Origin of the sequence: Leisingera aquaemixtae, assembly GCF_001458395.1 — a bacterium.
Classification (GTDB): domain Bacteria; phylum Pseudomonadota; class Alphaproteobacteria; order Rhodobacterales; family Rhodobacteraceae; genus Leisingera; species Leisingera aquaemixtae.
The window spans coordinates 54106-78806 of record NZ_CYSR01000031.1 but is presented as its reverse complement, the minus strand read 5'-3'; the positions used below and the strand labels follow the sequence as shown (position 1 = coordinate 78806).

Annotated in this window: 25 protein-coding genes; 13 read left to right on the top strand and 12 right to left on the bottom strand. The window is 61.2% G+C overall.

Annotated elements, in window-relative coordinates; genetic code table 11:
* The first annotated feature begins 6 nt into the window (after positions 1-6).
* Positions 7-900 (top strand): ParB/RepB/Spo0J family partition protein, encoded by an 894-nt coding sequence (locus PHA8399_RS17285; protein ID WP_058287370.1) that lies wholly within the window; start codon positions 7-9, stop codon positions 898-900.
* Here PHA8399_RS17285 and PHA8399_RS17280 read toward each other — a convergent pair.
* Genes PHA8399_RS17280 through rph form a run of 4 tightly spaced genes read right to left on the bottom strand, consistent with a single transcriptional unit; the run spans position 890 to position 3719 of the window.
* Positions 890-1243: a YbaN family protein gene (locus tag PHA8399_RS17280; protein WP_027245219.1), complete on the bottom strand. Its 354-nt coding sequence runs from the start codon at positions 1241-1243 to the stop codon at positions 890-892. The two genes, PHA8399_RS17285 and PHA8399_RS17280, sit on opposite strands and share 11 nt — an antisense overlap.
* Before the next feature lie 4 nt (positions 1244-1247).
* Complete coding sequence (hemW, locus tag PHA8399_RS17275) at positions 1248-2402, bottom strand: radical SAM family heme chaperone HemW (protein WP_058287369.1); 1155 nt, start codon at positions 2400-2402, stop codon at positions 1248-1250.
* Positions 2395-3009, bottom strand: coding sequence for an RdgB/HAM1 family non-canonical purine NTP pyrophosphatase (rdgB, locus tag PHA8399_RS17270; RefSeq protein ID WP_058287368.1), 615 nt, complete (start codon positions 3007-3009; stop codon positions 2395-2397). The genes hemW and rdgB overlap by 8 nt, the downstream gene beginning before the upstream one ends.
* On the bottom strand, positions 3006-3719 hold the full coding sequence (gene rph, locus PHA8399_RS17265) for a ribonuclease PH (protein ID WP_058287367.1): 714 nt from the start codon (positions 3717-3719) through the stop codon (positions 3006-3008). Before rph ends, rdgB begins: the two co-directional genes overlap by 4 nt.
* A gap of 143 nt (positions 3720-3862) precedes the next feature.
* On the opposite strand from rph, the gene hrcA reads away from it, so the two are divergent.
* Complete coding sequence (gene hrcA / locus PHA8399_RS17260) at positions 3863-4927, top strand: heat-inducible transcriptional repressor HrcA (protein WP_058287366.1); 1065 nt, start codon at positions 3863-3865, stop codon at positions 4925-4927.
* 9 nt (positions 4928-4936) lie between these two features.
* Entirely contained in the window at positions 4937-5500 is a 564-nt protein-coding gene (locus PHA8399_RS17255) for a nucleotide exchange factor GrpE (RefSeq protein WP_058287365.1), read from the top strand.
* Positions 5501-5587: 87 nt separating this feature from the next.
* Here PHA8399_RS17255 and mutS read toward each other — a convergent pair whose 3' ends face one another.
* Together mutS and PHA8399_RS17245 are read right to left on the bottom strand one after the other, a co-directional pair.
* Positions 5588-8218 (bottom strand): DNA mismatch repair protein MutS, encoded by a 2631-nt coding sequence (mutS, locus tag PHA8399_RS17250; RefSeq protein ID WP_058287364.1) that lies wholly within the window; start codon positions 8216-8218, stop codon positions 5588-5590.
* A 102-nt stretch (positions 8219-8320) separates the two neighbouring features.
* On the bottom strand, positions 8321-9154 hold the full coding sequence (locus PHA8399_RS17245; protein ID WP_058287363.1) for a flagellin: 834 nt from the start codon (positions 9152-9154) through the stop codon (positions 8321-8323).
* Between the two features lie 296 nt (positions 9155-9450).
* Between PHA8399_RS17245 and PHA8399_RS17240 the strand changes: the two genes are divergently transcribed.
* Positions 9451-11706: an NADP-dependent malic enzyme gene (locus PHA8399_RS17240; RefSeq protein WP_058287362.1), complete on the top strand. Its 2256-nt coding sequence runs from the start codon at positions 9451-9453 to the stop codon at positions 11704-11706.
* 6 nt (positions 11707-11712) lie between these two features.
* Entirely contained in the window at positions 11713-12585 is an 873-nt protein-coding gene (locus PHA8399_RS17235; RefSeq protein ID WP_058287361.1) for a ribokinase, read from the top strand.
* A gap of 54 nt (positions 12586-12639) precedes the next feature.
* On the opposite strand, the gene msrA is transcribed toward PHA8399_RS17235, so the two are convergent.
* The gene (msrA, locus tag PHA8399_RS17230) at positions 12640-13305 is read right to left on the bottom strand and encodes a peptide-methionine (S)-S-oxide reductase MsrA (protein WP_058287360.1); all 666 of its coding nucleotides are present in this window, start codon (positions 13303-13305) and stop codon (positions 12640-12642) included.
* Positions 13306-13453: 148 nt separating this feature from the next.
* On the opposite strand from msrA, the gene PHA8399_RS17225 reads away from it, so the two are divergent.
* Together PHA8399_RS17225 and PHA8399_RS17220 are read left to right on the top strand one after the other, a co-directional pair.
* Entirely contained in the window at positions 13454-14362 is a 909-nt protein-coding gene (locus PHA8399_RS17225) for a D-amino acid aminotransferase (protein WP_058287359.1), read from the top strand.
* The gene (locus tag PHA8399_RS17220; RefSeq protein ID WP_058287358.1) at positions 14362-15075 is read left to right on the top strand and encodes a sulfotransferase-like domain-containing protein; all 714 of its coding nucleotides are present in this window, start codon (positions 14362-14364) and stop codon (positions 15073-15075) included. Before PHA8399_RS17225 ends, PHA8399_RS17220 begins: the two co-directional genes overlap by 1 nt.
* Positions 15076-15149: 74 nt before the next feature.
* Here PHA8399_RS17220 and PHA8399_RS17215 read toward each other — a convergent pair whose 3' ends face one another.
* The 3 genes from PHA8399_RS17215 to PHA8399_RS17205 form a co-directional block, all read right to left on the bottom strand.
* Positions 15150-15434 (bottom strand): SCP2 sterol-binding domain-containing protein, encoded by a 285-nt coding sequence (locus tag PHA8399_RS17215; RefSeq protein WP_058287357.1) that lies wholly within the window; start codon positions 15432-15434, stop codon positions 15150-15152.
* Positions 15435-15513: 79 nt separating this feature from the next.
* Positions 15514-15978, bottom strand: a complete 465-nt coding sequence (locus tag PHA8399_RS17210) for a DUF1810 domain-containing protein (RefSeq protein WP_058287356.1) — start codon at positions 15976-15978, stop codon at positions 15514-15516.
* Positions 15975-17201 (bottom strand): argininosuccinate synthase, encoded by a 1227-nt coding sequence (locus tag PHA8399_RS17205; protein WP_058287355.1) that lies wholly within the window; start codon positions 17199-17201, stop codon positions 15975-15977. Before PHA8399_RS17205 ends, PHA8399_RS17210 begins: the two co-directional genes overlap by 4 nt.
* Positions 17202-17338: 137 nt before the next feature.
* Between PHA8399_RS17205 and PHA8399_RS17200 the strand changes: the two genes are divergently transcribed.
* Together PHA8399_RS17200 and ilvA are read left to right on the top strand one after the other, a co-directional pair.
* A complete protein-coding gene (locus tag PHA8399_RS17200; RefSeq protein WP_058287354.1) occupies positions 17339-18100 on the top strand; it encodes a hypothetical protein in 762 nt (253 codons plus the stop codon).
* 72 nt (positions 18101-18172) lie between these two features.
* The gene (gene ilvA, locus PHA8399_RS17195) at positions 18173-19399 is read left to right on the top strand and encodes a threonine ammonia-lyase IlvA (protein ID WP_058287353.1); all 1227 of its coding nucleotides are present in this window, start codon (positions 18173-18175) and stop codon (positions 19397-19399) included.
* A gap of 15 nt (positions 19400-19414) precedes the next feature.
* On the opposite strand, the gene PHA8399_RS17190 is transcribed toward ilvA, so the two are convergent.
* Complete coding sequence (locus PHA8399_RS17190) at positions 19415-19738, bottom strand: Hpt domain-containing protein (protein WP_058287352.1); 324 nt, start codon at positions 19736-19738, stop codon at positions 19415-19417.
* A 187-nt stretch (positions 19739-19925) separates the two neighbouring features.
* Between PHA8399_RS17190 and PHA8399_RS17185 the strand changes: the two genes are divergently transcribed.
* Complete coding sequence (locus PHA8399_RS17185; RefSeq protein WP_145977062.1) at positions 19926-21179, top strand: PP2C family protein-serine/threonine phosphatase; 1254 nt, start codon at positions 19926-19928, stop codon at positions 21177-21179.
* Between the two features lie 79 nt (positions 21180-21258).
* On the opposite strand, the gene PHA8399_RS17180 is transcribed toward PHA8399_RS17185, so the two are convergent.
* On the bottom strand, positions 21259-21702 hold the full coding sequence (locus PHA8399_RS17180; RefSeq protein WP_058287350.1) for an NUDIX hydrolase: 444 nt from the start codon (positions 21700-21702) through the stop codon (positions 21259-21261).
* 77 nt (positions 21703-21779) lie between these two features.
* Between PHA8399_RS17180 and hslO the strand changes: the two genes are divergently transcribed.
* From hslO to PHA8399_RS17165, 3 genes are read left to right on the top strand one after another with little or no spacing between them, the layout of a single operon-like run.
* Positions 21780-22766, top strand: a complete 987-nt coding sequence (gene hslO / locus PHA8399_RS17175; RefSeq protein WP_058287349.1) for an Hsp33 family molecular chaperone HslO — start codon at positions 21780-21782, stop codon at positions 22764-22766.
* Complete coding sequence (locus PHA8399_RS17170) at positions 22711-23367, top strand: CoA pyrophosphatase (RefSeq protein WP_439330526.1); 657 nt, start codon at positions 22711-22713, stop codon at positions 23365-23367. Before hslO ends, PHA8399_RS17170 begins: the two co-directional genes overlap by 56 nt.
* Positions 23367-24518, top strand: coding sequence for a CCA tRNA nucleotidyltransferase (locus PHA8399_RS17165; RefSeq protein WP_058287347.1), 1152 nt, complete (start codon positions 23367-23369; stop codon positions 24516-24518). Before PHA8399_RS17170 ends, PHA8399_RS17165 begins: the two co-directional genes overlap by 1 nt.
* The last annotated feature ends 183 nt before the right edge of the window (positions 24519-24701 follow it).

Below are 24701 nucleotides of genomic sequence, written 5' to 3'. Positions count from 1 at the left end.
GCAACCATGGCAGACAAAAAGACGAAACCGCGCGGGCTGGGCCGGGGATTGTCGGCGTTGATGGCAGATGTGAACCCTGCACCGGTGAGCACCCAGGCAGAGGCGCCGCGGAATGCAGAAGTGCTGGTGCCGATCGAAAATATTGTTGCCAACCCGAACCAGCCGCGCCGCCAGTTCCTGCAGGCGGATCTGGATGACCTGACGGCGTCCATCAAGGAAAAGGGCGTCCTGCAGCCGCTGATCGTGCGGCCGAAGGCGGGCGGTGTTTACGAGATCGTGGCCGGCGAACGCCGTTGGCGTGCCTCTCAAGCGGCGCAGCTGCATGAAGTTCCGGTCTTGATCCGCGAATACTCCGATCTGGAGATGATGGAAGTTGCCATCATCGAAAACATACAGCGTTCTGATCTGAACGCGATGGAAGAAGCGCAGAGCTATAAGCAGTTGATGGAGAAATTCGGTCATACCCAAGAAAAGATGGCCGAGGCGCTTGGAAAGAGCCGCAGCCACATCGCTAACCTGGTGCGGCTGCTCCATTTGCCGGAAGACGTTCAGATCCTGGTTCAGGAACGCAAGCTGTCGGCCGGGCATGCGCGTGCGCTGATAACCTCTGATAACGCATCTGACCTGGCGCGGAAGATCGTTAAGGGTGGATTGTCGGTCCGGGCAACCGAAGCTTTGGTCAAGAAAGACGCTGCCGGAATCCGGACGGCGCCAGCCAAAAAGCAAAAGGCTGCAGCAGAGAAAGATGCGGATACCCGGGCTCTGGAAGGGGACCTGTCTGCGATGCTGAAGATGAAGGTCTCGATTGACCACAAGCCTGGTGGAGAGGCCGGGTCCGTGACGATCAGTTATGAAAACTTGGATCAGCTGGATGAGCTGTGCAATATGCTCAGCCGTTAGGGCGGGACCAGATAAAGGTCAGTACAGCCGTGAGAACCACCGCTTGGATGCCCAATATATGACCGGGTGCGCCAAGCAGAAGAGATAGCCCAAAGACGGCGGCAATCGAAACGGTTGCCGCCTTTTTCGCGCCCGGCCGGATAGCGCCGCGTTCCCGCCAATCCAAGATCATCGGGCCAAAAACATTATGGGCAACGATCCAGTTGTGCAAACGGTCGGAGGAATTGGCAAAGAAGAATGCGGCGAGCAGGAGGAAAGGCACGGTTGGCAGAAGAGGCAGAACAATCCCAATAACCGCTAAGGCCACGCAGCAGAGTCCTAAGCCGGCATAAAGAAAACGCATTGCCTCAATCCATCAACAAGTCGCGGAGCACCGCGTTCAATACGGCGCGCCCTTGACCGGTCGCGCGAAGCCGCTTTTCAGAGATAGTTACCATACCCAGATCTACAAGGTCGTTAAGCTTGCTTTCCGGGAGACGCCGGCCAGAAAGTTCAGTAAAACGCACCATATCCAGCCCCTCAGTCAGGCGCATCCCCATCATCAGGTATTCTGCCGCAGCATCTTCTCTGGTCAGGGGGACTCGCAGGGATTCCCCGTTGCCGGCGTTTGCCGCTTGCAGCCATGCGCCCGGGGCAAGGTGGGTTTCTGTGGCATAACGAACGCCGCCCAACGTCAGTCTCCCGTGGGCGCCGGGGCCGATACCGGCATAGTCTCCGTAACGCCAGTATATAAGGTTATGGCGGGACTCAGCCCCTGGCCTGGAGTGGTTGGAAATCTCGTAACATGCCATGCCGTGCGCCGCGGTTAGGTCTTGGGTGGCCAGGTACATGTCAGCGGCGGTGTCATCCTCTGGCAGGCCGCGCAGCTTGCCTCTGGCGTAACGGTCGCCGAAGGCTGTGCCATCCTCGATGGTGAGCTGATAGAGAGAAAGGTGGTCGATGGCCATCGACAGGGCCTCTTTCAGCTCTGCTTTCCAGGCCTCCAGAGTCTGCCCCTGACGCGCGTAGATCAGATCGAAGCTGACCCGGTCAAAGCACTCCCGGGCGATGTCGAAGGCCGCCCTTGCTTCTGCGACACTGTGAATGCGGCCGAGCCTGCGCAGGTCTTCGTCGTTCAGGGCCTGAATGCCCATGGAGACCCTGTTGACGCCGGCGTCCCGGTAGCCGACAAAGCGGCCTGCCTCGACGGAGCCCGGGTTTGCCTCCAGAGAAATCTCCATGTCGTTGGCGAAAGGCCAGATTTCACGTGCCCGCTCGATGACGGCGGCAACGGTTTCCGGCTGCATCAGGGACGGGGTGCCGCCGCCAAAGAAAATCGTGTTAAGAACGCGGCCGGGGAGCTGCTCGGAGAGTCTGTCGAGTTCAGCCAAATAGGCTCTAACCCAAAGCTTCTGGTCTATTCTTGCGGAGACATGACTGTTGAAGTCGCAATAGGGGCATTTGGCCTGGCAGAAGGGCCAATGCACGTAAAGGCCAAAGCCCCCATTGCGCCAGTCATCCACTGAAACAGCCCTGCACGAACTGGGCCAGCGCCTTGCCGCGGTGGCTGATCTTGTTCTTTTCCGCGGGGTCCATCTCGGCGCAGGTGATCTCGTAACCGTCCGGCTGGAACATCGGGTCATAGCCAAAGCCATGCTCGCCGCGGACCGGCCAGACCAGTTGGCCCGGCATCACGCCTTCAAACACTTCGTCATGACCATCGGGCCAGGCAACGACCAAGGTGCAGCGGAACTGGGCAGTGCGGGGCGCGCTGGCGCCTGCTGCGGTCAGCTCATCATTGGCACGGGTCATCGCCATCTTGAAGTCGCGGCCCTTCGGGGTCTCAGCCCAGTCGGCGGTGTAAACGCCGGGGGCGCCGTTCAGCGCGTCGATGGTGATGCCGGAGTCATCGGAGAGGGCAGGGAGACCGGTTGCCCTGGAGGCGGCATGGGCCTTAATCCGGGCATTGCCGACAAAGGTGTCTTCGGTCTCTTCCGGTTCCGGCAGGTCCATCTCGCCGGCGCCGATAACCGTCACACCGTAAGGGGCGAGGATCTCCGCGATTTCGTTCAGCTTGCCCTTGTTGTGGGTGGCGACAAGCAGCTTGCCGCCTTCCAGTTTGCGGGTCATTTGGACGCGGCCTTCTGCATCTCTGCAAGCTCGACAGCGCCTTTGGCGGCCAGGTCCATCAGCTCATTCATCTGATCGCGGGAGAAGACAGAGCCTTCAGCCGACATCTGCACTTCGATCAGCTTGCCGGAGCCGGTCATGATAAAATTGCCGTCGACGCCAGCTTCGGAGTCTTCAGGATAATCCAGGTCCAGAACCGGCTGGCCGGCATAGATGCCGCAGGATACAGCGGAGACCGGGTCCAGCAGCGGGTCGATGTGAACATCGCCGGCTTTCATCAGCTTGTTGACCGCCAGCCGCAGTGCGACCCAGCCGCCGGTGATCGAGGCGCAGCGGGTGCCGCCATCGGCCTGCAGCACGTCGCAGTCGACGGTGATCTGGCGTTCACCCAGGGCAACGCGGTCGACACCGGCCCGCAGGGCACGGCCGATCAGGCGCTGGATTTCCACGGTGCGTCCGCCCTGCTTGCCCGACGAAGCCTCGCGGCGCATCCGGGTGTTGGTGGCGCGGGGCAGCATGCCGTATTCGGCAGTGACCCAGCCCAGTCCGGTGCCCTTGATGAAGGGCGGCACGCGGTCCTCGATGGTGGCGGTGCACAGGACGTGGGTGTCGCCAACCTTGATCAGGCAGGAGCCCTCTGCGTGTTTGGTAAAGCCGGTCTCGATCGACACGGGGCGCATTTCGTTCAGTTGTCGTCCTGAGGGTCGCATGGCACATCCTTTGTTAGCTGGCTTGGGGATATCCCCCGGACGCGGGGCTATGCAAGCCCGATTGACCTTTTGCCGCTCTGCTCTTTAATGACATCCGGGTAGCGGGTTCCTATGTTTAAACCGTAAGAAATACTGGACGAACAATGAGCAATCCGAGCAACATTCTGGAGGACCTGAACGATCGCTCCCGGGAGGTGTTCCGGGCTGTGGTGGAAAGCTATCTGGAAAGCGGCGATCCGGTGGGCAGCCGAACCCTGACGCGGTCGCTGAGTGAGAAAGTCAGCGCAGCGACGGTGCGCAACGTGATGCAGGATCTGGAGTTTCTGGGTCTGCTGAACAGCCCGCATGTCAGCGCTGGCAGGGTGCCGACGCAGCTGGGATTGCGGATGTTTGTCGATGGGCTGCTGGAAGTCGGCGATCTGAATGTGCAGGACCGCGAGAAAATCGACGCGACGCTGGGCCGCAATGCCGGCGATGTGGGCGGGATGCTGGACCGGGTGGGGGCGGCGCTGTCAGGGGTGACACAGGGCGCGTCGCTAGTGCTGACACCCAAGCATGAGGCCGAGATCCGCCATATCGAGTTCGTCTCGCTGGCGCATGACCGGGCACTGGTGGTGCTGGTGTTCTCCGATGGTCATGTGGAAAACCGGCTGTTCACTCCGCCGCCGGGGCAGACCCCCAGCTCTATGCGGGAGGCAGCGAATTTTCTGAATGCGCTGATTGAGGGTAAGACCCTGAGCCAAGTGCAGCGGGAAATTCAAAAGGAGATCACGGCGCGGCGTCAGGAAATCGACAGCCTTGCACACGCAATGATCGAAAGCGGCCTGGCAGTTTGGGAGGATGACGGTAGCGAGCAGGCCCGTCTGATCGTGCGTGGCCGGGCGAATCTTTTGGCGGAGCCGGGTGCGGCGGAGGAGCTGGAGCGGATCCGGACCTTGTTTGACGACCTGGAGCGCAAGCGTGATATCGCTGAATTCCTGGAACTGACGGAAGACGGCGAGGGCGTGCGTATTTTTATCGGTTCGGAGAACAAACTTTTTTCACTTTCGGGTTCCTCTTTGGTGGTGTCTCCCTATATGAACGCGGATCGAAAGATAATCGGCGCGGTGGGGGTGATCGGCCCGACGCGCCTTAACTACGGACGGATCGTGCCGATTGTGGACTATACGGCACAACTGGTCGGCAAGCTGTTGTCGGACCGGAGTTAGAGGTGAAAAATGGCAGAGCTCAAGGACGAAGACTTTCTGGATGACATCGCCGCCGCCGAGGCGGAGGAGATGGCAGCGCAAACTGAGGAGTTTGACGACGCCTCGCTGGAACTTGATGCGCTCCGGGCAGAACGGGATGAGCTGAAGGACCGCTTTATGCGGGCGCTGGCGGATGCGGAAAACGCCCGCAAGCGCGGCGACAAGGCACGCCGCGAGGCGGAGCAGTATGGCGGCTCGAAGCTGGCCCGCGACATGCTGCCGGTCTATGACAACATGAAGCGCGCGATCGAAGCCGCAACTGACGAACAGCGCGAGGTGTCCGCGGCCCTGATCGAAGGTGTCGAACTGACCATGCGCTCGCTGCTGGGTGTGTTCGAGAAACACGGTATCCGGGTCGTTTCGCCGGAGGTTGGCGACAAGTTCGATCCGCAGGTGCATGAGGCGATGTTCGAGGCTCCGGTGCCGGGCACCAAGGCCGGCGACATCATCCAGGTCTCGGCAGAAGGCTTCATGCTGCACGACCGTCTGCTGCGTGCGGCGCAGGTTGGCGTGTCGTCGACTCCGGCCAGCTGATGAACAGGCCCTGACGGGCCTGTGCCTCCGGCGGGAGTATTTCAGGAAAGATGAAAGAGCGGTCCCGGCTGGGGCCGCTTTTTCGTTTCAGCTAGCAGCTTCTTTCAGCTTGTAGAGCATCTCCAGCGCTTCCCGTGGCGACAGTTCATCCGGGTGAATGGCTGCAAGCATTTCTTCGGCAGGAGAAGGACCGGCCGGCGCCTTGGGCTGCGGCGGCGGGGCGGCCGCAAAAAGGGGCAGGTCGTCAATCTGGATCTTTGACCCGCCTTCCCGGCTGCCCTGTTCCAGCATGTCGAGAACATCCCGTGCACGTGCGACCACGGACGCGGGGAGACCGGCGAGCTGCGCGACCTGGACGCCGTAAGAACGGTCAGCGGCGCCCTTTCGCACCTCATGCAGGAAGATCACCTCACCTTCCCATTCCTTGACAGCCACGGTGGCGTTGTCGACGCCTTCCAGCTTGGCCGCGAGCTGGGTCAATTCGTGGTAATGGGTGGCGAACAGCGCCCGGGACCGGTTGACTTCATGCAAGTGCTCCAGCGTGGCCCAGGCGATGGAGAGGCCGTCATACGTGGCGGTGCCGCGGCCGATTTCATCGAGAATGACTAACGCGCGGTCGTCTGCTTGATTCAGGATGGCGGCGGTTTCGACCATCTCCACCATGAAGGTGGAGCGGCCGCGCGCCAGGTCATCCGATGCCCCAACACGGCTGAACAGCTGGCTGACAATGCCGATATGAGCGCTGTCTGCGGGGACGTAGCTGCCCATCTGGGCGATCAGGGCGATCAGTGCGTTTTGCCGCAGAAAGGTCGATTTACCGGCCATATTCGGGCCGGTCAGCAGCCAGACGGCTGCGCCGTCCTGGGCGGTGAGGTCGCAATCATTGGCCACGAAGGTCTCGCCGCCTTGCTGGCGCAAGGCCTGTTCCACCACCGGGTGGCGGCCGCCCTCGACGTGAAACGCGCGGCTGTTGTCGACCTTGGGGCGGGTCCAGTTCTCGCCGCGGGCCAGATCGGCCAGCGCCGTCAGAAGGTCCAGTTCCGCCAGCCCGCGGGCGGCGGTGTTGAGGCGGGCAGCAGTGTCCAGAATGGCGCTGGAAAGCCTTGTATAGAGCCGCTTTTCGATTTCCAGCGCCAGGTTCCCGGCGTTCAGGATGCGGGTCTCTATCTCGCTCAGCTCCACCGTGGTGAACCGCACCTGGTTGGCGGTGGTCTGTCGGTGGATGTAGGTCTCGTTCAGCGGCGGCGACATCATCTTGTCCGCGTGGGTCGCAGTCGTTTCGATGAAGTAGCCCAGCACGTTGTTGTGTTTGATCTTCAAGGAGGAGACGCCGGTGTGCTCCGCGTATTTCCGCTGCATGGAGGCGATGACCGAGCGGCCCTCGTCGCGCAGGGTGCGGGCTTCGTCCAGGTCCGGGTCATGGCCAGACGCGATGAAACCGCCATCGCGGGCCAGCAGGGGCGGTTCGGCGACCAGGGCGGCGTCCAGCAGCGACAGCAGGTCATCGAACCCCTGCAGATCCGAGACTGCTCCGGCCACAAGTGCGGGAAGCTCCATCCCGCTGCAGAGGCCTGCGATCACTTCTGCCTGCGACAGCCCGTTGCGGATAGCGGCCAGGTCGCGCGGGCCGCCGCGCTCCAAGGCCAGGCGGGAAAGCGCACGATCAAGGTCCGGCGTCTTTCGCAAGGCAGCGCGCAGATCTTCGGCAGTCCGCGTGTGCTCAACCGCGAAATCCAAGGCTGCGAGACGCTGATGGATGGTGTCGAGGTTGCGTGAGGGGCTGGACAGGCGCTGTTCTAGCAGCCGGGCGCCGCCGGGTGTAACCGTCCGGTCAACTACTGACAGCAGCGAGCCTGCACGGCCGCCGGACAGGGAACGGGTCAGCTCCAGATTGCGGCGGGTGGCGGCGTCGATCTGCACGACCCGGTCCTGGGCTTCCTGCTGCGGCGGCTGCAGCAGCGGCAGTTTACCTTTTTGGGTGATCTCCAAATAGTCGATCAGCGCGCCCATCGCAGAGACTTCGGCCCGGGTGAAGGTGCCGAAGCCGTCCAGTGCGCTCACGTTGAATAGGGAGCAGATCCGCTTTTCCGCTGCGGTGCTGTCAAAGCTGGCCTTGCCCAGTGGGGTAAGCGGAATTTTGTATTCATCGGTCAGCGGGCGGGCGGCATCATAGGCTGGCCCATCCGCAACGATCAGTTCCGAAGGCGCCAGGCGGGCCAGCTCCGGAGACAGGCGCACCCGGGCAACCGGCATCACGTGAAACGCGCCGGTGGAAATATCAGCCCAGGCCAGCGCGGCCTCATCCCGCAGTTCGGAATAAGACACCAGGAAATTGTGGCGCCGCGCCTCCAGCAGGGAGTCCTCGGTTAGTGTGCCGGGGGTGACCAGCCGCACAACATCGCGTTTCACCACCGATTTCGAGCCGCGTTTCTTGGCCTCGGCCGGGCTTTCCAGCTGCTCCCCAACAGCGACGCGGAAGCCTTTGCGGATCAGGGTCAGCAGGTAACCTTCGGCGGCATGAACCGGCACGCCGCACATCGGAATATCGTCACCGTTGTGCTTACCGCGTTTGGTGAGAGCGATGTCCAGCGCCTCAGCCGCGTTCACGGCATCCTCAAAGAACATCTCGTAGAAGTCGCCCATCCGGTAGAAGAGCAGCGCGTCGGGATGCGCTGCTTTGATTTCCAGATACTGCGCCATCATGGGCGTTACGGTCATGAAAAGTCCCCCGGGGTCGTCTTTGCAAGACATCTACAATGGGGGCGGAGCGAGGAAAACCCGGATATGGCTGCCGCCAGGGGACCCGGCGGCAGCCTGCTGTCAGTAGAGGTTGCGCAGCGTGTCAGGCATCGTGTTCACGATGGAGAGCGACAGCGTGCTGAGCTGCTGCTGCGACTGCAATGCCAGCAGCTTGGTTGCGGCCTCTTCGATGCTGGTGTCGATCATCGAGCTGACGCCCCGGGTGAGCGCATCCGACTGCTTGCTGACGTAATCGCCCTGACCAGCGAGCTGATTGGCGCTGGATCCCAGAGCCGCCGAACCTTCGACTGCGTAGGCAAGAAAGCCTTCGATTTCTCCCAAGGCGGTCAGGGCGCTGGCGCTGTCGGTGATTGCGGTCCGGTTGCCAAGATCGAACTGCGGGCTGCCTTCAAAATCCACACCGTCAACGCTGAGGGTGGTCAGGCTGCCGTCGCTGGAGATCGCAGACGGAACTGTCAGTCCGGTGCCGCCGGCACCGTCGACATCGGTCTTCAGGAGGTTCACCCCGTTAAAGCCGGAAGACGAGATGATCGAATTGATCTGCTCGGTCTTCTTTGCCATGGCGGCCTCATACTTGCTGAAGTCGCCCATGCCGCTGCTGGCCATGATGGCCAGTGACCGCATTTCGGTCAGGGTTTCGGTGATCTGCTCTGCGCCGGCTGAGGCAACCGCCACGGTAGCCTCGCCCAGCGACAAAGAGTCCGACACCGATCGCAAGCCGGAAATATCCGAGTTCATCAGTTCGGAGATCGCCCAGAGGGCCGCATTATCCTGTGCGGAATTAATGGTCTGACCGGTGGAAATGCTGTCTTGCGTTTGGTTGAGCTGAGAATTGACTCCGCCCAATGTCTGCAAGGCCACCATCGCCCCGGAATTGTTGTGGAAACTTATCATTCCTCACTTTTCCTTTGATCCTATGCCCTTGGCGGGCGGACAAACGCCGTTCTGACCGTTGCTTTCTGGCCCAGACTTCCCGGCCTCAGCGCCACCTGGAAGACAGGTGCGCCTTAAGACCTATTAAGGAATTACAGCATTCCGCGGTCTGCTTTGAGGCGAAATCCTGACGGAATCTATCGTCTTTTAGCCGCTTTTTTCTAAAATCTGGCGATACAGATTCTTGAAACCCCGGATTGAGGGGCGCGGTGGGCTGGGATAAGACGGTCGGCGACGAGGAGAGGACAAGAGATTAAATGCCCAAGAACAAGATCACCGACGCGGAAGCCCTGGCGTTTCACCTGGAGCCGTCTCCGGGCAAATGGGAGATCAACGCGACCGTCCCGATGACCACCCAGCGGGACCTGTCGCTGGCGTATTCTCCGGGCGTTGCGGTGCCTTGCGAGGCAATCGCTGAGAATCCCGAAACAGCCTATGACTATACCAACAAGGGCAACCTGGTTGCAGTGATCTCCAACGGCACTGCGGTGCTGGGCCTGGGCAATCTGGGCGCGCTGGGCTCCAAGCCGGTGATGGAAGGCAAGTCGGTCCTCTTCAAACGCTTTGCCGATGTGAACTCGATCGACATCGAGCTGGACACCGAAGACCCGGACAAGTTCATCGAGGCGGTCAAGCTGATGGGCCCGACCTTTGGCGGCATCAACCTGGAAGACATTAAGGCGCCGGAATGCTTTATCATCGAGCAGCGCCTGAAGGAAGAAATGGACATTCCCGTCTTCCACGATGACCAGCACGGCACCGCGGTGATCTGTGCGGCGGGACTGATCAACGCGCTGCATCTGTCGGGCAAGAAGATCGAGGAGGTGAAGATCGTCCTCAACGGCGCCGGCGCTGCCGGTATTGCCTGTATCGAGCTGCTGAAATCCATGGGCGCGCGGCATGAAAACTGCATCGCATGCGATACCAAGGGCGTGATCTATCAGGGCCGTACCGAGGGCATGAACCAGTGGAAATCGGCGCACGCTGTCAGCACCGATCTGCGGACCCTGGAAGAGGCGATGCGCGGGGCCGATGTGTTTCTGGGGGTCTCGGTCAAGGGTGCCGTGACACAGGACATGGTGGCCTCGATGGCTGACAACCCGGTGATCTTTGCCATGGCAAACCCGGATCCGGAAATCACCCCGGAAGAAGCGCATGAGGTGCGTGTGGATGCCATCGTCGCCACTGGACGCTCGGATTATCCGAACCAGGTCAACAACGTTCTGGGCTTTCCCTATCTGTTCCGTGGTGCGCTGGACATTCACGCCCGTGCGATCAATGACGAGATGAAGATCGCCTGCGCCCATGCGCTTGCCGCGCTGGCGCGCGAAGATGTGCCGGATGAGGTGGCGCTGGCCTATGGCAAGTCGCTGACCTTTGGCCGTGATTACATCATCCCGACCCCATTTGATCCGCGGCTGATCCATAGGATTCCCCCGGCGGTTGCCAGGGCTGGCATGGATACCGGTGCCGCACGCCGCCCGATCGTGGACATGGACGCCTATGAGGTTGGCCTGAAGTCCCGCATGGATCCGACCGCCTCAATCCTGCGCGGGTTGAACGCCCGGGCCCGTTCTGCCCAGTCGCGGATGATCTTTGCCGAGGGCGACGATCCCCGCGCGCTGCGCGCGGCGGTGATGTACCAGCGTTCCGGCTTTGGTAAATCGCTGGTTGTCGGCCGGCAGGAGGACGTGCGGGTCAAACTGGAGGCAGCCGGCCTTGGCGATGCAGTGCGCGAGCTGGAGATTATCAACGCCGCCAACACACCCCATTTCGAAATGTACAAGGATTTCCTGTACAGCCGCCTGCAGCGCAAGGGCTTCGACCGCAAGGACATCCACCGGCTGGTGGGCCGCGACCGACATGTGTTCTCCAGCCTGATGCTGGCGCATGGGCATGGTGACGGTCTGGTGACCGGTGCGACCCGCAAATCCGCGCATGTGCTGGACCGGATCAACCATGTGTTCGATGCCGATGCCGATCACGGTGTGGCAGGTGTCACCGCGCTGCTGCACAAGGGGCGGATCGTGCTGATCGGCGATACTCTGGTGCATGAATGGCCTGATGAAAACCACCTGGCCAACATCGCGGAGCGTGCAGCCGTGGTGGCCCGCCATATGGGTCTTGAGCCGCGGGTGGCTTTTGTCAGCTTCTCAACCTTCGGCTATCCGGTGTCGGAACGCGCGGAAAAGATGCATGTCGCGCCAACCGTCTTGGACAAGCGGGGCGTCGACTTCGAATACGAAGGCGAGATGACCGTCGACGTGGCTCTGAACCAGCGCGCGCAGCGGTACTACCCGTTCCAGAGGCTGACCGGCCCGGCCAATATCCTGATCGTGCCGGCGCGCCACTCGGCCTCAATCTCGGTCAAGCTGATGCAGGAGATGGGCGGCGCCACGGTGATCGGCCCGATCCTGTCAGGCATCGACAAGCCGATTCAGATTTGTTCTACCACCTCCACCACCAATGACATTCTGAACATGGCGGTGCTGGCAGCCTGCAATATCGGGTGATCTGATATGGCGATTTGGAACCTCGGCTCGATCAACGCGGACATGGTTTACTCCATGCCGCATCTGCCGGCGGCGGGGGAAACCCTGGCCGCCCTGCGCCTTGACCGGTTTCTGGGCGGCAAGGGCGCCAATATGTCCGTCGCCGCCACCCGGGCCGGCAGTGAGGTTCACCACATCGGCGCGGTGGGATCTGACGGCGATTGGGCGATTGAGCGGCTGAAGGCCTACGGAGCCGGCACGGAGCACATTGTCCGGGTGGAAGCACCAACCGGCCACGCCATCATTGCGGTGGAACCGGGGGGAGAGAACCAGATCATTCTGTTCCCTGGTGCCAACCGGTTGATCAGCAAAGACCAGCTGAACCAGGCGCTGGACAAGGCAAACGCCGGCGACATTCTGGTGATGCAGAATGAAACCAATATGCAGACAGAAGCGGCGCAGCTGGGCCGGCAGATGGGTTTGCGGGTGTGTTATGCCGCGGCTCCGTTTGATGCGGATGCGGTTCAGGCGGTGCTGCCGTATCTGGATTTCCTGATCCTGAATGAGGTCGAGGCCCAGCAGCTGCAGCAGGCCATCGGCAAGTCGCCCGGGCAAATTGGCATCAAGGACGTGATCGTCACCCTTGGCTCCAAAGGTGCCCGCCATATCGACGGTGAAACAGGCGCCGTGCTGGATGTGCCCGCGCTGCCGGTCACTGCGGTCGACACAACCGGGGCCGGCGACACCTTCACCGGCTACGTCCTGTCCGGCCTGGACCGGGGGCTGGCGATGGCAGAGGCGATGGATCAGGCCAGCCGTGCCGCGGCACTCATGGTCACCCGCCACGGCACAGCGGATGTGATCCCCGAGCTGGCAGAGGTTCAAGCCGCCCGTTTTTGATCCGGGTCGCCTGCCGCGTTCCGGCTGCAACCGCCAAGGGGGCAGGGCCGCGCATTAATGCCCCTTGGCAAAAGGCGCCGCGGTGCCCCACAGCTGCCCGACCCTTGCGTCCCGGCCGCAGGCCTGGCGGTACCGCTCATAGGCTGCCGCCTGACGCTTGGGTCCAAACCGGGTGAACACCAGGCTATCCCCCTTGTAGTAGTCCTGGTGGTAGTCCTCGGCTTTGTAAAAGGTCATCGCCGCCAGAACCGGCGTCACGATCTTTTGCCCCAGGGCCTTCTGCGCCTCGGCTTTAACCCTGTCTGCCAGAGCCGATTCCGCTTTGTTAGAGACAAAAACAGCTGTGCGGTAGCTTTCGCCGCGGTCGCAGAACTGGCCGCCTGCATCGGTTGGATCGACCGAGCGGAAGAACATCTCCAGCAGCCGTTCCCGGGACACCTTGGCCGGGTCAAAGATGATCTGCACCGCCTCGTAATGGCCGCTGCCGCCGCGCGTCACATCCTTGTAGGTCGGGTTTTTCATGGTGCCGCCGGTGTAGCCGGACACGGCTTCTATCACGCCGGGAACACTCTCGAAATCGCTTTCCACGCACCAGAAGCATCCTCCGGCAACGGTCAGAACTTCAGTGGACTGGGCCTGCAACGGGTTGCTTTGCGCCAGGGTGCCAATGGCAATCAGACCCGCCAGAGCCAACGGCTTCACTCTCTCCAAAACACGCATCGCTGCCTCCATCCTGTATGATGCCACACTGCCGGCAGTATTCGCGCCGCTCAACCCGGCAGACGGGTTTTTCACAAACAGGTGACATCAAGTTACCGCTTGGAAATTGGATCCAATCTTACTAACGTGCCGCCAGCAGGAGGATTCCATGACCAAAAAGATGAGCACCCATCAGGCCGAAGAAGACCGGCGCAACGACGAGATCCTGATCTACCTGAACGGCGAAATCGTTCCCAAGGCCGAGGCCAAGGTGAGCGTTTATGACAGCGGCTTCATGCTGGGCGATGGCGTCTGGGAGGGGCTGCGCCTGTACAACGGCACCTGGGCCTTCATGGATGAGCACTTGGACCGCCTGTTCGAGGCCGCCAAGGCCATTGATCTGGACATCGGCCTGGACCGGAAAGGGGTCGAAAATGCCCTGTTAGAGACGCAAAAAGCCAATGGCATGACAACGGATGCCCATGCCCGGCTGATGGTCACGCGGGGGGTGAAAACCCGGCCTTTCCAGCATCCGTCCTTGTCGCAACAGGGTCCGACCATGACGATCATCATGGAACACTCGCGCCCGAACCTGCCGCGCCCGATCAAACTGGCCACGGTGCCGCATATCCGGGGCCTGCCGATGACACAGGACCCCAAGCTCAATTCGCATTCCAAGCTGAATTGCATCATCGCCTGCATCGCGGCAGAAAAAGCGGGCGCGGATGAGGCGCTGATGCTGGACGTGAGTGGCTTTGTAAACACCACCAACGCGTGCAATTTCTTCATCGTGCGCAAGGGGGAGGTTTGGACCTCTACTGGGGACTATTGCATGAACGGCATCACCCGCCAGAAAGTGATTGATCTGTGCCGAGAGAACGGCATTCCGGTGCATGAGCGGAACTATTCACTGGTCGACACATATGGCGCGGATGAAGCCTTCCTCACCGGCACATTCGGCGCGCAGACCCCGGTGGGGGAGATCGACGGGCGGCAGATCGGCAGCGGGCAGATGGGTCCCATGACCGAGCGTATCAGGAGCCTCTACAAGAACCTGATTGAGAAGGAGTGTGCGTGATGCGGATTGCCATGTGGTCAGGACCGCGGAACCTGTCGACCGCGATGATGTATGCCTTTGGCAACCGCGGCGATTGCGCAGTGGTGGATGAACCGTTTTATGCTGCCTATCTGGCGATGACCGGTCTCGACCATCCGATGCGGAGTGAGATTCTGGACAGCCAGCCGCAGGACCCCGAAGCTGTGGCCAAGGCGCTGCTTGGGCCGGTCCCGGGGGCGAAGCCCTACTATTATCAAAAACACATGACCCAGCACATGATCCCGGGCGTGCCGCGTGACTGGATGCGCGAGGCGGTCAATGTCTTTCTGATCCGTCACCCGGCGCGGGTGATTGCCTCTTATGCGGCAAAACGGGAAAATCCCACGCTGGAGGATATCGGCTTCCGCCAGCAGGCAGAGCTGTTTGACCTGGTGCGCAGCTGGGGGCAAACGCCGGTGGTGGTGGACAGCCACGATATCCGCGAGAACTCGGCGGCAAAACTGGAGCAGCTGTGCGACGCAATCGGCATCCCCTATTCCCCGAAGATGCTGAGCTGGCCCAAAGGCGGGCACAAGGATGACGGCGTGTGGGCTGAACATTGGTATGGCGCGGTCTGGAGTTCCACCGGATTTGCCGGCGCCGAAGGGCCGCTGCCAGACGTGCCGGACGCGCTGCAGCCCGTGCTGCAGGCGGCAATGCCCTATTATGAGCAGATGAAAGCCGTGAAGATCTGATGTGCGGAGGGGGGCTTTGCCCCCTTGCTCCCGCGGCGCTCACTTTCAGAGAATTTAGGGCGAGAGGAAGAGGTTCAGTCGATCAGCTTGCTCAGTTTCATGGCGACGCCCATGTCGCCGGACACCTTGATCTTGCCCATCATCACCGCGGTCATCGGGTTCAGCTTGCCGGCGAGCAGCTTTTGCAGGTTGTCTGCGGACAGGCGCAGCGTGCAGTCGGTGTCCCGGTCCAGCGTTGTGGCATCCCCCTGTGAGAGCACAATCACACCCTCGTCGCCGCAATCGAATTTCAGAGAGCCATCGAAGGTTTTTCCGGTCAGGCCGTCGCGAATGCCTGCTGCGATGTCTTCAAGTGCCATGTTTTCCTCCCTTGCCTGACTTGAGCGTTAGGCAGGCAAGGCGGTCCGGGCAACATTGACCAAGGGGGAAGCGGGTGGATTACCCGCCGGCAAGCGCGTCCCGGGTCAGCGGGCAGGGCTGACCGTCGTAGAAGGCATCTAGCACTTGCTGAAATTCTGCCGGCGCGCCGGGCACAGCAGCAAACAGCGTCATCGAGGAGCGTAGCTTCTTGGCGTCGATGCCGCCGAGGATCTGCTCAGGCTTTTTACTGCGGTGCTGCAGCATCAGCTGGCTGACCTCGACCAAGCGGGCGCGCAGTTTTTCGTGGTTCAGATAAGCTGTGGCCTCAACCAGATCCTCGATCCCGTAAAGCTGCGCCATGTGGGACCGGCCAAGCTCGGCCAGTTGGGGGAAGACGAACCACATCCAGTGGCTCGTCTTCTGTCCTGCAGAGAGTTCGTTCAGGACAGCCGCCCAGACGGTGTCCTGAGCTTCGACGAACATGTCCAGCTCTTCCGCGAAATCATCCTCGAAATCGCTGTCTATGCCGTCGTGATCACTCACTTTTTGATCCGGCGCTCACGGGCGGCCAGCAGTTTGAGGCGCAGGGCGTTCAGCTGAATGAAGCCTGCGGCGTCTTTCTGGTCGTAGGCACCGGCGTCTTCCTCAAAGGTCACATGCGCTTCGGAGTAGAGCGAATTTTCCGACCAGCGGCCAACGGTAGAGGCCAAGCCCTTATAAAGCTTCACGCGCACGGTGCCGAAGACGAATTCCTGGCTCTTGTCGATGGCGGCCTGCAGCATTTCACGCTCAGGGCTGTACCAGAAGCCGTTGTAGATCAGCTCTGCGTACTGCGGCATCAGCTGATCTTTCAGGTGCATCGCGCCGCGGTCCATGGTGATGGATTCGATACCGCGGTGGGCTTCCAGCAGGATGGTGCCGCCCGGTGTCTCGTAGATGCCGCGGGACTTCATGCCGACAAATCGGCCCTCAACCAGATCGAGCCGGCCGATGCCGTGCTTGCGGCCGTATTCATTGAGCTCGGTGAGGATGGTCGCGGGCGACATCGCCTCGCCGTTGATGCTGACCGCGTCGCCCTTCTCGAACCCGATCTCAATGTACTCGGGGGTGTCGGGTGCCTCTTCCGGATGCACGGTGCGCTGATAGACGTAATCGGGCGCTTCCTGCGCCGGGTCTTCCAGTACCTTGCCCTCGGATGAAGTATGCAGGAGGTTTGCATCGACCGAGAAGGGGGCCTCGCCGCGCTTGTCCTTGGCAACGGGGATCTGGTGCGCCTCGGCAAATTCCAAGAGCTTGGTGCGCGAGGTCAGGTCCCACTCGCGCCAGGGGGCGATCACCTTGATGTCGGGGTTCAGCGCATAGGCTGCCAGTTCGAAACGGACCTGGTCGTTGCCCTTGCCGGTGGCGCCGTGGGCGACGGCGTCGGCACCGGTGGCTTCGGCGATCTCAACCAGACGCTTGGAGATCAGCGGCCGGGCGATGGAGGTGCCCAGCAGGTAGAGGCCCTCATACACCGCATTGGCGCGGAACATCGGGAACACGAAGTCGCGGACAAATTCCTCGCGCACATCTTCAATGTAGATGTTTTCCGGCTTGATGCCCAGCATCTCCGCTTTCTTGCGGGCGGGCTCCAGCTCTTCACCCTGGCCGAGATCGGCGGTGAAGGTGACAACTTCGCAGCCGTACTCGGTCTGCAGCCATTTCAGGATGATCGAGGTGTCGAGGCCACCGGAATAGGCGAGCACAACTTTCTTGGGCGCGGACATGGAATTCCCTCTCAGGTCAGAACGCCTGCGGCGTATCGGGTTTTGCCCGGAAGAGCAAGGTTTTCCGGGGTTTTCTAATCTGCGGGACACGCTTAACGTGCGCGGCAAAACGGAAAGACATTTTGGAGAATACCCCAATGAAGGGCTGGTCGATTTTCTCGCATTCCGTGAGCATGGTGCTCAGGAATTTCCAAGCTGCAATCCAGATATTCCTGGTCCCAACGCTGCTTGTGTTCGCAGTGGTGTTTGCCGTGGTCTATGCTGTTTTTCAATCAGGGATAATACCAGTGGGGCAGGCAGTGAACATGCCGCTGGGCAGCGTGTCTACGGGCTTTTTACTGCAAATGGCAGCAGTCTGGGTAGTCGTAATGCTGATCAGCATCTGGGGTGTTGTTGCCTGGCACAGGTATGTGCTTCTGGAAGAGATGCCTGAAGGATGGATTCCCCGGCTCCACACCTCCAATATCCTCATCTACTTTCTGCGAGCGGTCCAGCTTGCCATCGTTTCGGTGATCTCCCTGATCGCAGTCGCCTTCATCGGAAGCGCGTTTGCGGAGGCAGCGGGGTACTTCGGGGTTGCCATTCTGATTGTTCTGTTTATTGCCGTTGCCCTGTTTCTCTCGCGGCTGCTGGTCATTCTCCCCGCTGCGGCTGTTGGCAGGGCAATTAGCCTGAGTGACGCCTTGGAGGCGACCAAGGGCGCAATTCCGGCGCTGTTTCTGCTTGGTGTGTGTGTGTTTCTTGCACAGCTCGTGGTGGAGCTGGCGTTGTCGGCGGTTGCCGGAATCCCGGTCTTTTCGCTTGTACTGCAATTGGGATTTGCAGTCATTCTGAGCCTTCTGAACGTCAGCATCATGACCACCCTTTACGGTCACTACGTCGAGGGCCGCCCGGTCTGATCCTTAGTATTCTTATGTATGCTTCGCACCCGCCTCTTGCCTTAGGGGCGGGCATGCGCCACTGAAGGATACATGAGCGATTTCAAGACCCAGGCCCGCGCTGCCGAACAGGCGATGCGCGATGTGTTTCCCGCAACACCCTTGCAGCGCAATGTGCATCTGTCCGAACGCTTCGGTGCCGACATCTACCTCAAGCGGGAGGACCTGAGCCCGGTCCGTTCCTACAAGATCCGCGGCGCGATGAACGCGATGCGCAAGCAGCCGGATCAGGAACTGTTCGTCTGTGCCTCGGCAGGGAACCACGCCCAGGGCGTCGCCTTTATGTGCCGGCATATGGGCAAGCGCGGTGTCATTTTCATGCCGGTCACCACGCCGCAGCAGAAGATCCAGAAGACCCGCATGTTCGGCGGCGGCAATATCGAAATCCACCTGGTCGGCGACTATTTCGACATCTGCTTGGCCGCTGCGCAGGAATGGTGCGCGCAGGAAGGCGGGCATTTCCTGTCGCCCTTTGACGACGCCGATGTGATCGAGGGGCAAGCCTCCATTGCAGTGGAGATTGAGGCGCAGCTGGGTAAGGCTCCGGATCACATCCTGCTGCCGGTGGGCGGCGGCGGCATGTCGGCGGGCGTTTCCTCCTGGTTTGGGGAGGATGTTCACAGTCTGTTTGTCGAGCCGGACGGCGGCGCCTGCCTGCGCGCGGCACTGGCGGCGGGCAAGCCGGTGCCGCTCGACACCGTTGATACCTTTGTCGATGGCGCCGCGGTGGGACGGATCGGTGACTTGCCCTTTGACATTCTGAAGGACGTGCCGCTGCCGGATGTCCTGGCAATTTCCGAAGACCGGATCTGCGCCACCATCATTGAGATGCTGAATGTCGAGGGCATCGTGCTGGAACCGGCTGGCGCGCTGTCGGTCGAGGCGCTGCAGGATGTGCGGTCCTGGATCCGCGGCAAGACTGTGGTCTGCGTCACCTCCGGCGGGAATTTCGATTTCGAACGGCTGCCCGAGGTCAAGGAACGGGCGCAGCGCTATTCCGGGGTGAAGAAATACTTCATCCTGCGGCTGCCGCAGCGGCCTGGCGCGCTGAAAGAGTTCCTGGGCATCCTGGGGCCTGAGGACGACATCGCCCGCTTTGAGTACATGAAGAAATCAGCCCGCAACTTCGGTTCTGTTCTGATCGGGATCGAAACCAAACGGCCGGAAAATTTTGAGCAGCTGTTCGCGCGGCTGGATGCGGCTGGGATGACCTATACGGACATCACCCGGGACGAAACGCTGGCGCAGTTCGTGATCTGAGACCTGCGGCGGAGGTCAGAATTTTTCGGACATGCCCGTCAGAAAGGCTGACTTGGAATCCTGAAACTTGGTGATGATGGCGGGGATGTCGACGCCGTCCGCTGCGCCCTGTGCGGACTTTCTCTCCCCGTCGAGGCAGAGTGCGGAAAAATCCGCAAACCCGAGGTTGAGGGCGCTGCCTTTCAAAAAGTGCAGATCCTGCTCCAGCCGGCTGCGGTCGCCGTCTTGCAGCTTTCCGATAACCTCTTCGACTTCTTCGAGAAATATCTCTACGACTTCCTCGAAATCCTCAGCACCCACTTCTTCGCGCAGCTCGGTCACGCGTGGCCAGTCAATCATGTCTCTTGTCCCTACGATCAGTCGCCATGCGCGATTTCTTAAGTTGATTGCAGTAAAAATATAGTGAAATAAAGGGGGAAGCTCAAATTTTAGGTTTCACCGCCTGTTAAATTTCTGGACCGATAGTATCACAAGACTGTCTGATTATGCCATTTGTGAGGTGCCTTCGGTGCTGCCAGAAAGTTCGATGGACAACGAGGACCACACAGTGGCCGGATCAATACGCCGTGTGCTGGTTGTCGACGACAGCCGCCTGCAAAGACGCATCCTTGTCGCTTCACTCAAGAAATGGGGTTTTGAGGTCGTCGAGGCCGAGAGCGGCGAGGCAGCGATGGAGATCTGCCAGGCGGAAACGCCGGATCTGATCCTCAGCGACTGGATGATGCCGGGCATGAACGGGCTGGAGTTCTGCCGCGCCTTCCGGGCCCGCTCAAGCGGGGATTACGCCTATTTCATCCTGCTGACCTCCAAAAGCGAAAAGAACGAGGTTGCCGAGGGGCTTGATGCCGGCGCCGATGATTTCCTGACCAAGCCGGTGAGTTCCGATGAGCTGCGCGCGCGCATTTCCGCGGGGGAGCGGATTCTGCGCATGCAGCGGGAGCTGTCAGAGAAGAACCGCATCGTCTCCGAAACCCTGGGTGAGCTGCAGCGGGTGTATGATGCGATCGACAAGGACCTGATCCAGGCGCGCAAGATCCAGGAATCGCTGGTGCCGGAACTGTCCAAGACCTTTGGCTCTTCCACCGTCAGCCTGCTGCTGAAACCCTGCGGGCACATCGGTGGCGACCTAGTGGGCATGTTCTCTCCCGGCGTGAACCGAATCGGCTTCTACTCCATTGACGTGTCGGGTCATGGCATCACCTCCGCAATGATGACGGCGCGGCTGGGCGGATACCTGTCCTCCAACTATTTCGATCAGAACGTCGGCATGGAAAAGCGGTTCAACCGTTTCTACGCCCTGCGCCAGCCCGAAGAAGTGGCTAGCCTGCTGAATGCCCGGCTGATCGCCGACACCGGCATCGAAGAATACTTCACCATGGCTTATTGCATTGCCGACCTGCGCAGCGGGGTCGTCAAGATGGTGCAGGCCGGGCATCCGCACCCGCTGCTGCTGCGAAAAAGCGGCAAGATGGAATTTATCGGCAAAGGCGGCGTTCCAGTGGGGCTGGTGCCGGATATCGGCTACAGCCAGGAAGAATTCACCATGGAGCGCGGCGACCGCCTGCTGCTGTTCTCTGACGGTTTCACCGAGGCGCGGCTGGAAGATGGCTCCATGCTGGAACCCGAGGGCCTGCTTGAGCTGGTGGAGAAATGCGGCTCCGGCCAGAGCGGCAAGGAATTCCTGGACGATCTGTACTGGCACCTGACCCAGGTAATGAGCAAAGAGCACGGGCTGGAAGATGACGTTTCAGCCACCTTGTTCGAATATCAAGGCCCCTGAACCTGCCTCAGCTTCTGCCTGATGGTATCCCGGCCGCGGCTGGGATTTTGTGTATTTGGGAGGTGGGTTTAGCCAGATTTCACAGGCGTGCTGCCAGCCGGGCTGCAAAATGGCGGTCGCCGGCGTTGCCCAGCCTGACGGCAGCCTCCTGCGGATCGATCCACAGCGCTTCATGCCCGTCCTCCAACGGCGGGCCGATGCAGCGCAGCGGACGGGCCACATAAATGTGGCACAGTTTCTCGGCCCACAGATCGTATTCGGGCATATAGGCGAAGCGACGGAACACCCCCAGTTTGCGCGGGGCGGAGATTTTCCAGCCGGTTTCTTCATACACCTCCCGGTGCAGGGCAGGGACCGGCGATTCGCCAGGGTCGATGCCGCCGCCCGGCAGCTGCAAGTCGGGGTGGGGGTCGTACTGGCAGGTGATCAGCAGCTTGCCGCCCCGCGGCAGCAGCGCATAGGCCCCCGGCCGCATCCGGTAGCGCTGGCCCTTTAGCGGGGTGTCGCCAAAACGTCTGATCACGGGCAGCCCCCTTCACTCCAGCGGCGTTTCTCCTATATAGCCCCGGTATGCCAACCCCCGGCGCTTAAGGAAACCCCATGACTCTTGGTTCTAAAATCGCGTGGGACGACACTGTCCTGCCCTTCCAGCTTGATGTATCCGACATGCGCGGCCGCGTGGCGCGGCTGGACGGCGTGCTGGATGGTATCCTGAAACAGCATGATTATCCGCCAGCGGTTGAAGCTTTGGTCGCTGAGATGGCGCTGCTGACGGCGCTCATTGGCCAAACGATTTCCCTGCGCTGGAAACTGTCGCTGCAGGTGCAGTCCAAGGGCGCGGTGCGGATGATTGCCACCGATTATTATGCACCGCAGAAAGAAGGTGAGATCGGCAAGATACGCGCCTATGCCAGCTTTGACCGCAGCCGCCTGACCGATGGCGATCCGTTCGAGCAGGTGGGCGAAGGGTATTTCGCGATTCTGATCGACCAGGGCACCGGCACCCAGCCTTACCAGGGCATCACCCCGCTGGCCCAAGGCTCGCTCAGCGCTTGCGCCGAGGCGTATTTCGCCCAGTCCGAACAGCTGCCCACGATGTTCAAGCTGAGCTTTGGCAAATCGGCTGAACCCGGCGTGCCTGAGCATTGGCGCGCCGGCGGTGTGATGCTGCAGAGCATGCCCAAGGCGTCGCCCTTCGCGGTCCAGGGCGAAGGAACGGGCGAGGTTCTGCAAGCCACCGATCTGGTGACCGGCGACGAGGAAGAGAACTGGAACCGCGTCACCATGCTGCTGAACACAGTTGAGGAACTGGAACTGATCGGCCCGTCGGTCACCCCCGCCGACCTGCTGGTCCGATTGTTTCACGAGGAACAACCCCGCGTCTACGATTTCCAGCCGGTGCGCTTCGGCTGCACCTGCTCGGAAGATCGCGTGCGCCAGAGCCTGTCGATCTACTCGGCGAAGGATATTGAGAAGATGACCACGGATGACGGCCGGGTGACTGCGGACTGCCAGTTTTGCGGTGCGCATTATGACCTGGATCCCGCGTCGCTGGGCTTTGAAGCGGAAAATCCGCCCAGTGAATGAGGCAGCGCGGGATCTTAAGGACAGAATAGCCGCTGCGCTGCAGCTTCAGGGCAGCGGCTCTTCCGACTTTGACCTCAACCCAGGCACGGTGCTGCCGGAGGGGCGCAAGCTGCGGGATGCCGGGGTTCTGGTGCCGGTTTCCATTGCGTCGGGCGTGCCGCGGCTGATCCTGACCAAACGGTCCTCGGCGCTCAAGCACCATCCGGGACAGATCGCGTTTCCCGGTGGCAAGGTCGATGCGGGCGACAAGGACGCCTGCGCTGCCGCCCTGCGCGAGGCCTGGGAGGAAATCGGACTGCCGCAGGACCTGCCCGAAATCCTTGGCTGTCTGCCGGAGCACGAGACAGTGACCGGATTCTCCGTCACCCCGGTTGTTGCGCTGATCCGCGAAGACTTCGCGGCCCGACCGGAAGCCGGGGAAGTGGCCGAAGTGTTTTCCGTGCCGCTGGGGCACGTTCTGGACACAGAAAACTACATCATCGAATCGCGCCGCTGGCGCGGCACCCGCCGGTGCTATTATACCGTTCCCTATGGGCCCTATTACATTTGGGGCGCCACCGCGCGGATGCTGCGCGGCTTTGCGGCACGGATGGAGAGCTGATGCGGATTGACCAGCCCTGGCTGAACGACCAGGCAACGCAGGCGGTGTTCGAGGCTGTCACGGCGGATGGCGCGCAGGTGCTGTTTGTCGGCGGATGCGTGCGCAACGCACTGCTGTGCGAGCCGGTCTCCGACATGGACATCGCCACCGACGCGCGGCCGGAGCAGGTGATGGAACTGGCCGCCCGCGCCGGGATCAAGGCGGTTCCGACCGGGATCGACCACGGCACAGTGACTCTGGTCAAAAATGGCATCCCGCACGAAATCACCACCTTCCGCAAAGACGTGGCGACCGATGGCCGCCGGGCTGTTGTGGCGTTTTCCACCGACATCACTGAGGACGCCCGCCGCCGCGATTTCACCATGAACGCGATCTATGCGCGCCCGGATGGCGAGATCGTCGATCCGCTGGGCGGCCTTGCGGATCTGACCAAGCGCCGGGTGCGGTTCATCGGCACCGCGGAACACCGCATCCGCGAGGATTACCTGCGCAGCTTGCGGTATTTCCGCTTTCACGCCTGGTACGGCGATCAGGCAGAGGGATTTGATCCGGATGCGCTGGCAGCGATTTCCGCCAATCTGGACGGTCTGGCCTCGCTGTCCAAGGAGCGGGTCGGCGCGGAGCTGCTGAAACTGCTGGCGGCGCCCGATCCCGCGCCGTCTGTTGCAGCGATGCGGCAGGCTGGCGTGCTGGCGCGGATTCTGCCCGGCGCGGATGACCGGACGCTTGCGCCGCTGATTCATTTGGAGGCCGGGCGAACGGCCTCTGGCATCCGCCGCCTTGCCGTGCTGGGCGGGGAAGGCCTGCAGGAGGCCCTGAGGCTGAGCAAGGCGCAGGCCTCTCACCTGGCCGCAATCCGGAAGGCAGCGGCTGGCACTGCGCAGGCAGGAGAGCTGGGATACCGGCTGGGTGCGGAGAAGGCGCTGGATGCGCTTCTGCTGCGCGCTGCCCTGTTTCAACAGCCGCTTTCCCCTGATTTGGAGACTGATATTGCGCTGGGCGCCAGTGCGGTCTTTCCAGTAAAAGCCCGCGATCTCCTGCCCGGTTTGGCGGGGCCGGAATTGGGGGCAGCGATGAAGAAAATGGAAGCAAACTGGATCGCTTCCGGGTTCACTCTTTCGCGCGAGGAGTTGCTGGCTTCGCTCCGCTGACAAGCCCTGTCAGCAGCGTCACAACCTTGGGGGGTGACACGGCGGCAAATCTTGCGTACCCATAGGGCAGCCACCACATGACGGAGGAATGCTGATGTATTACGGGATCTGGTTTCTTTAACGCCTGAGACCTTGCCCCGTTTGACGTGGGGGCCTTGGGCCGCCCGCTGTCTGCATCTGTAT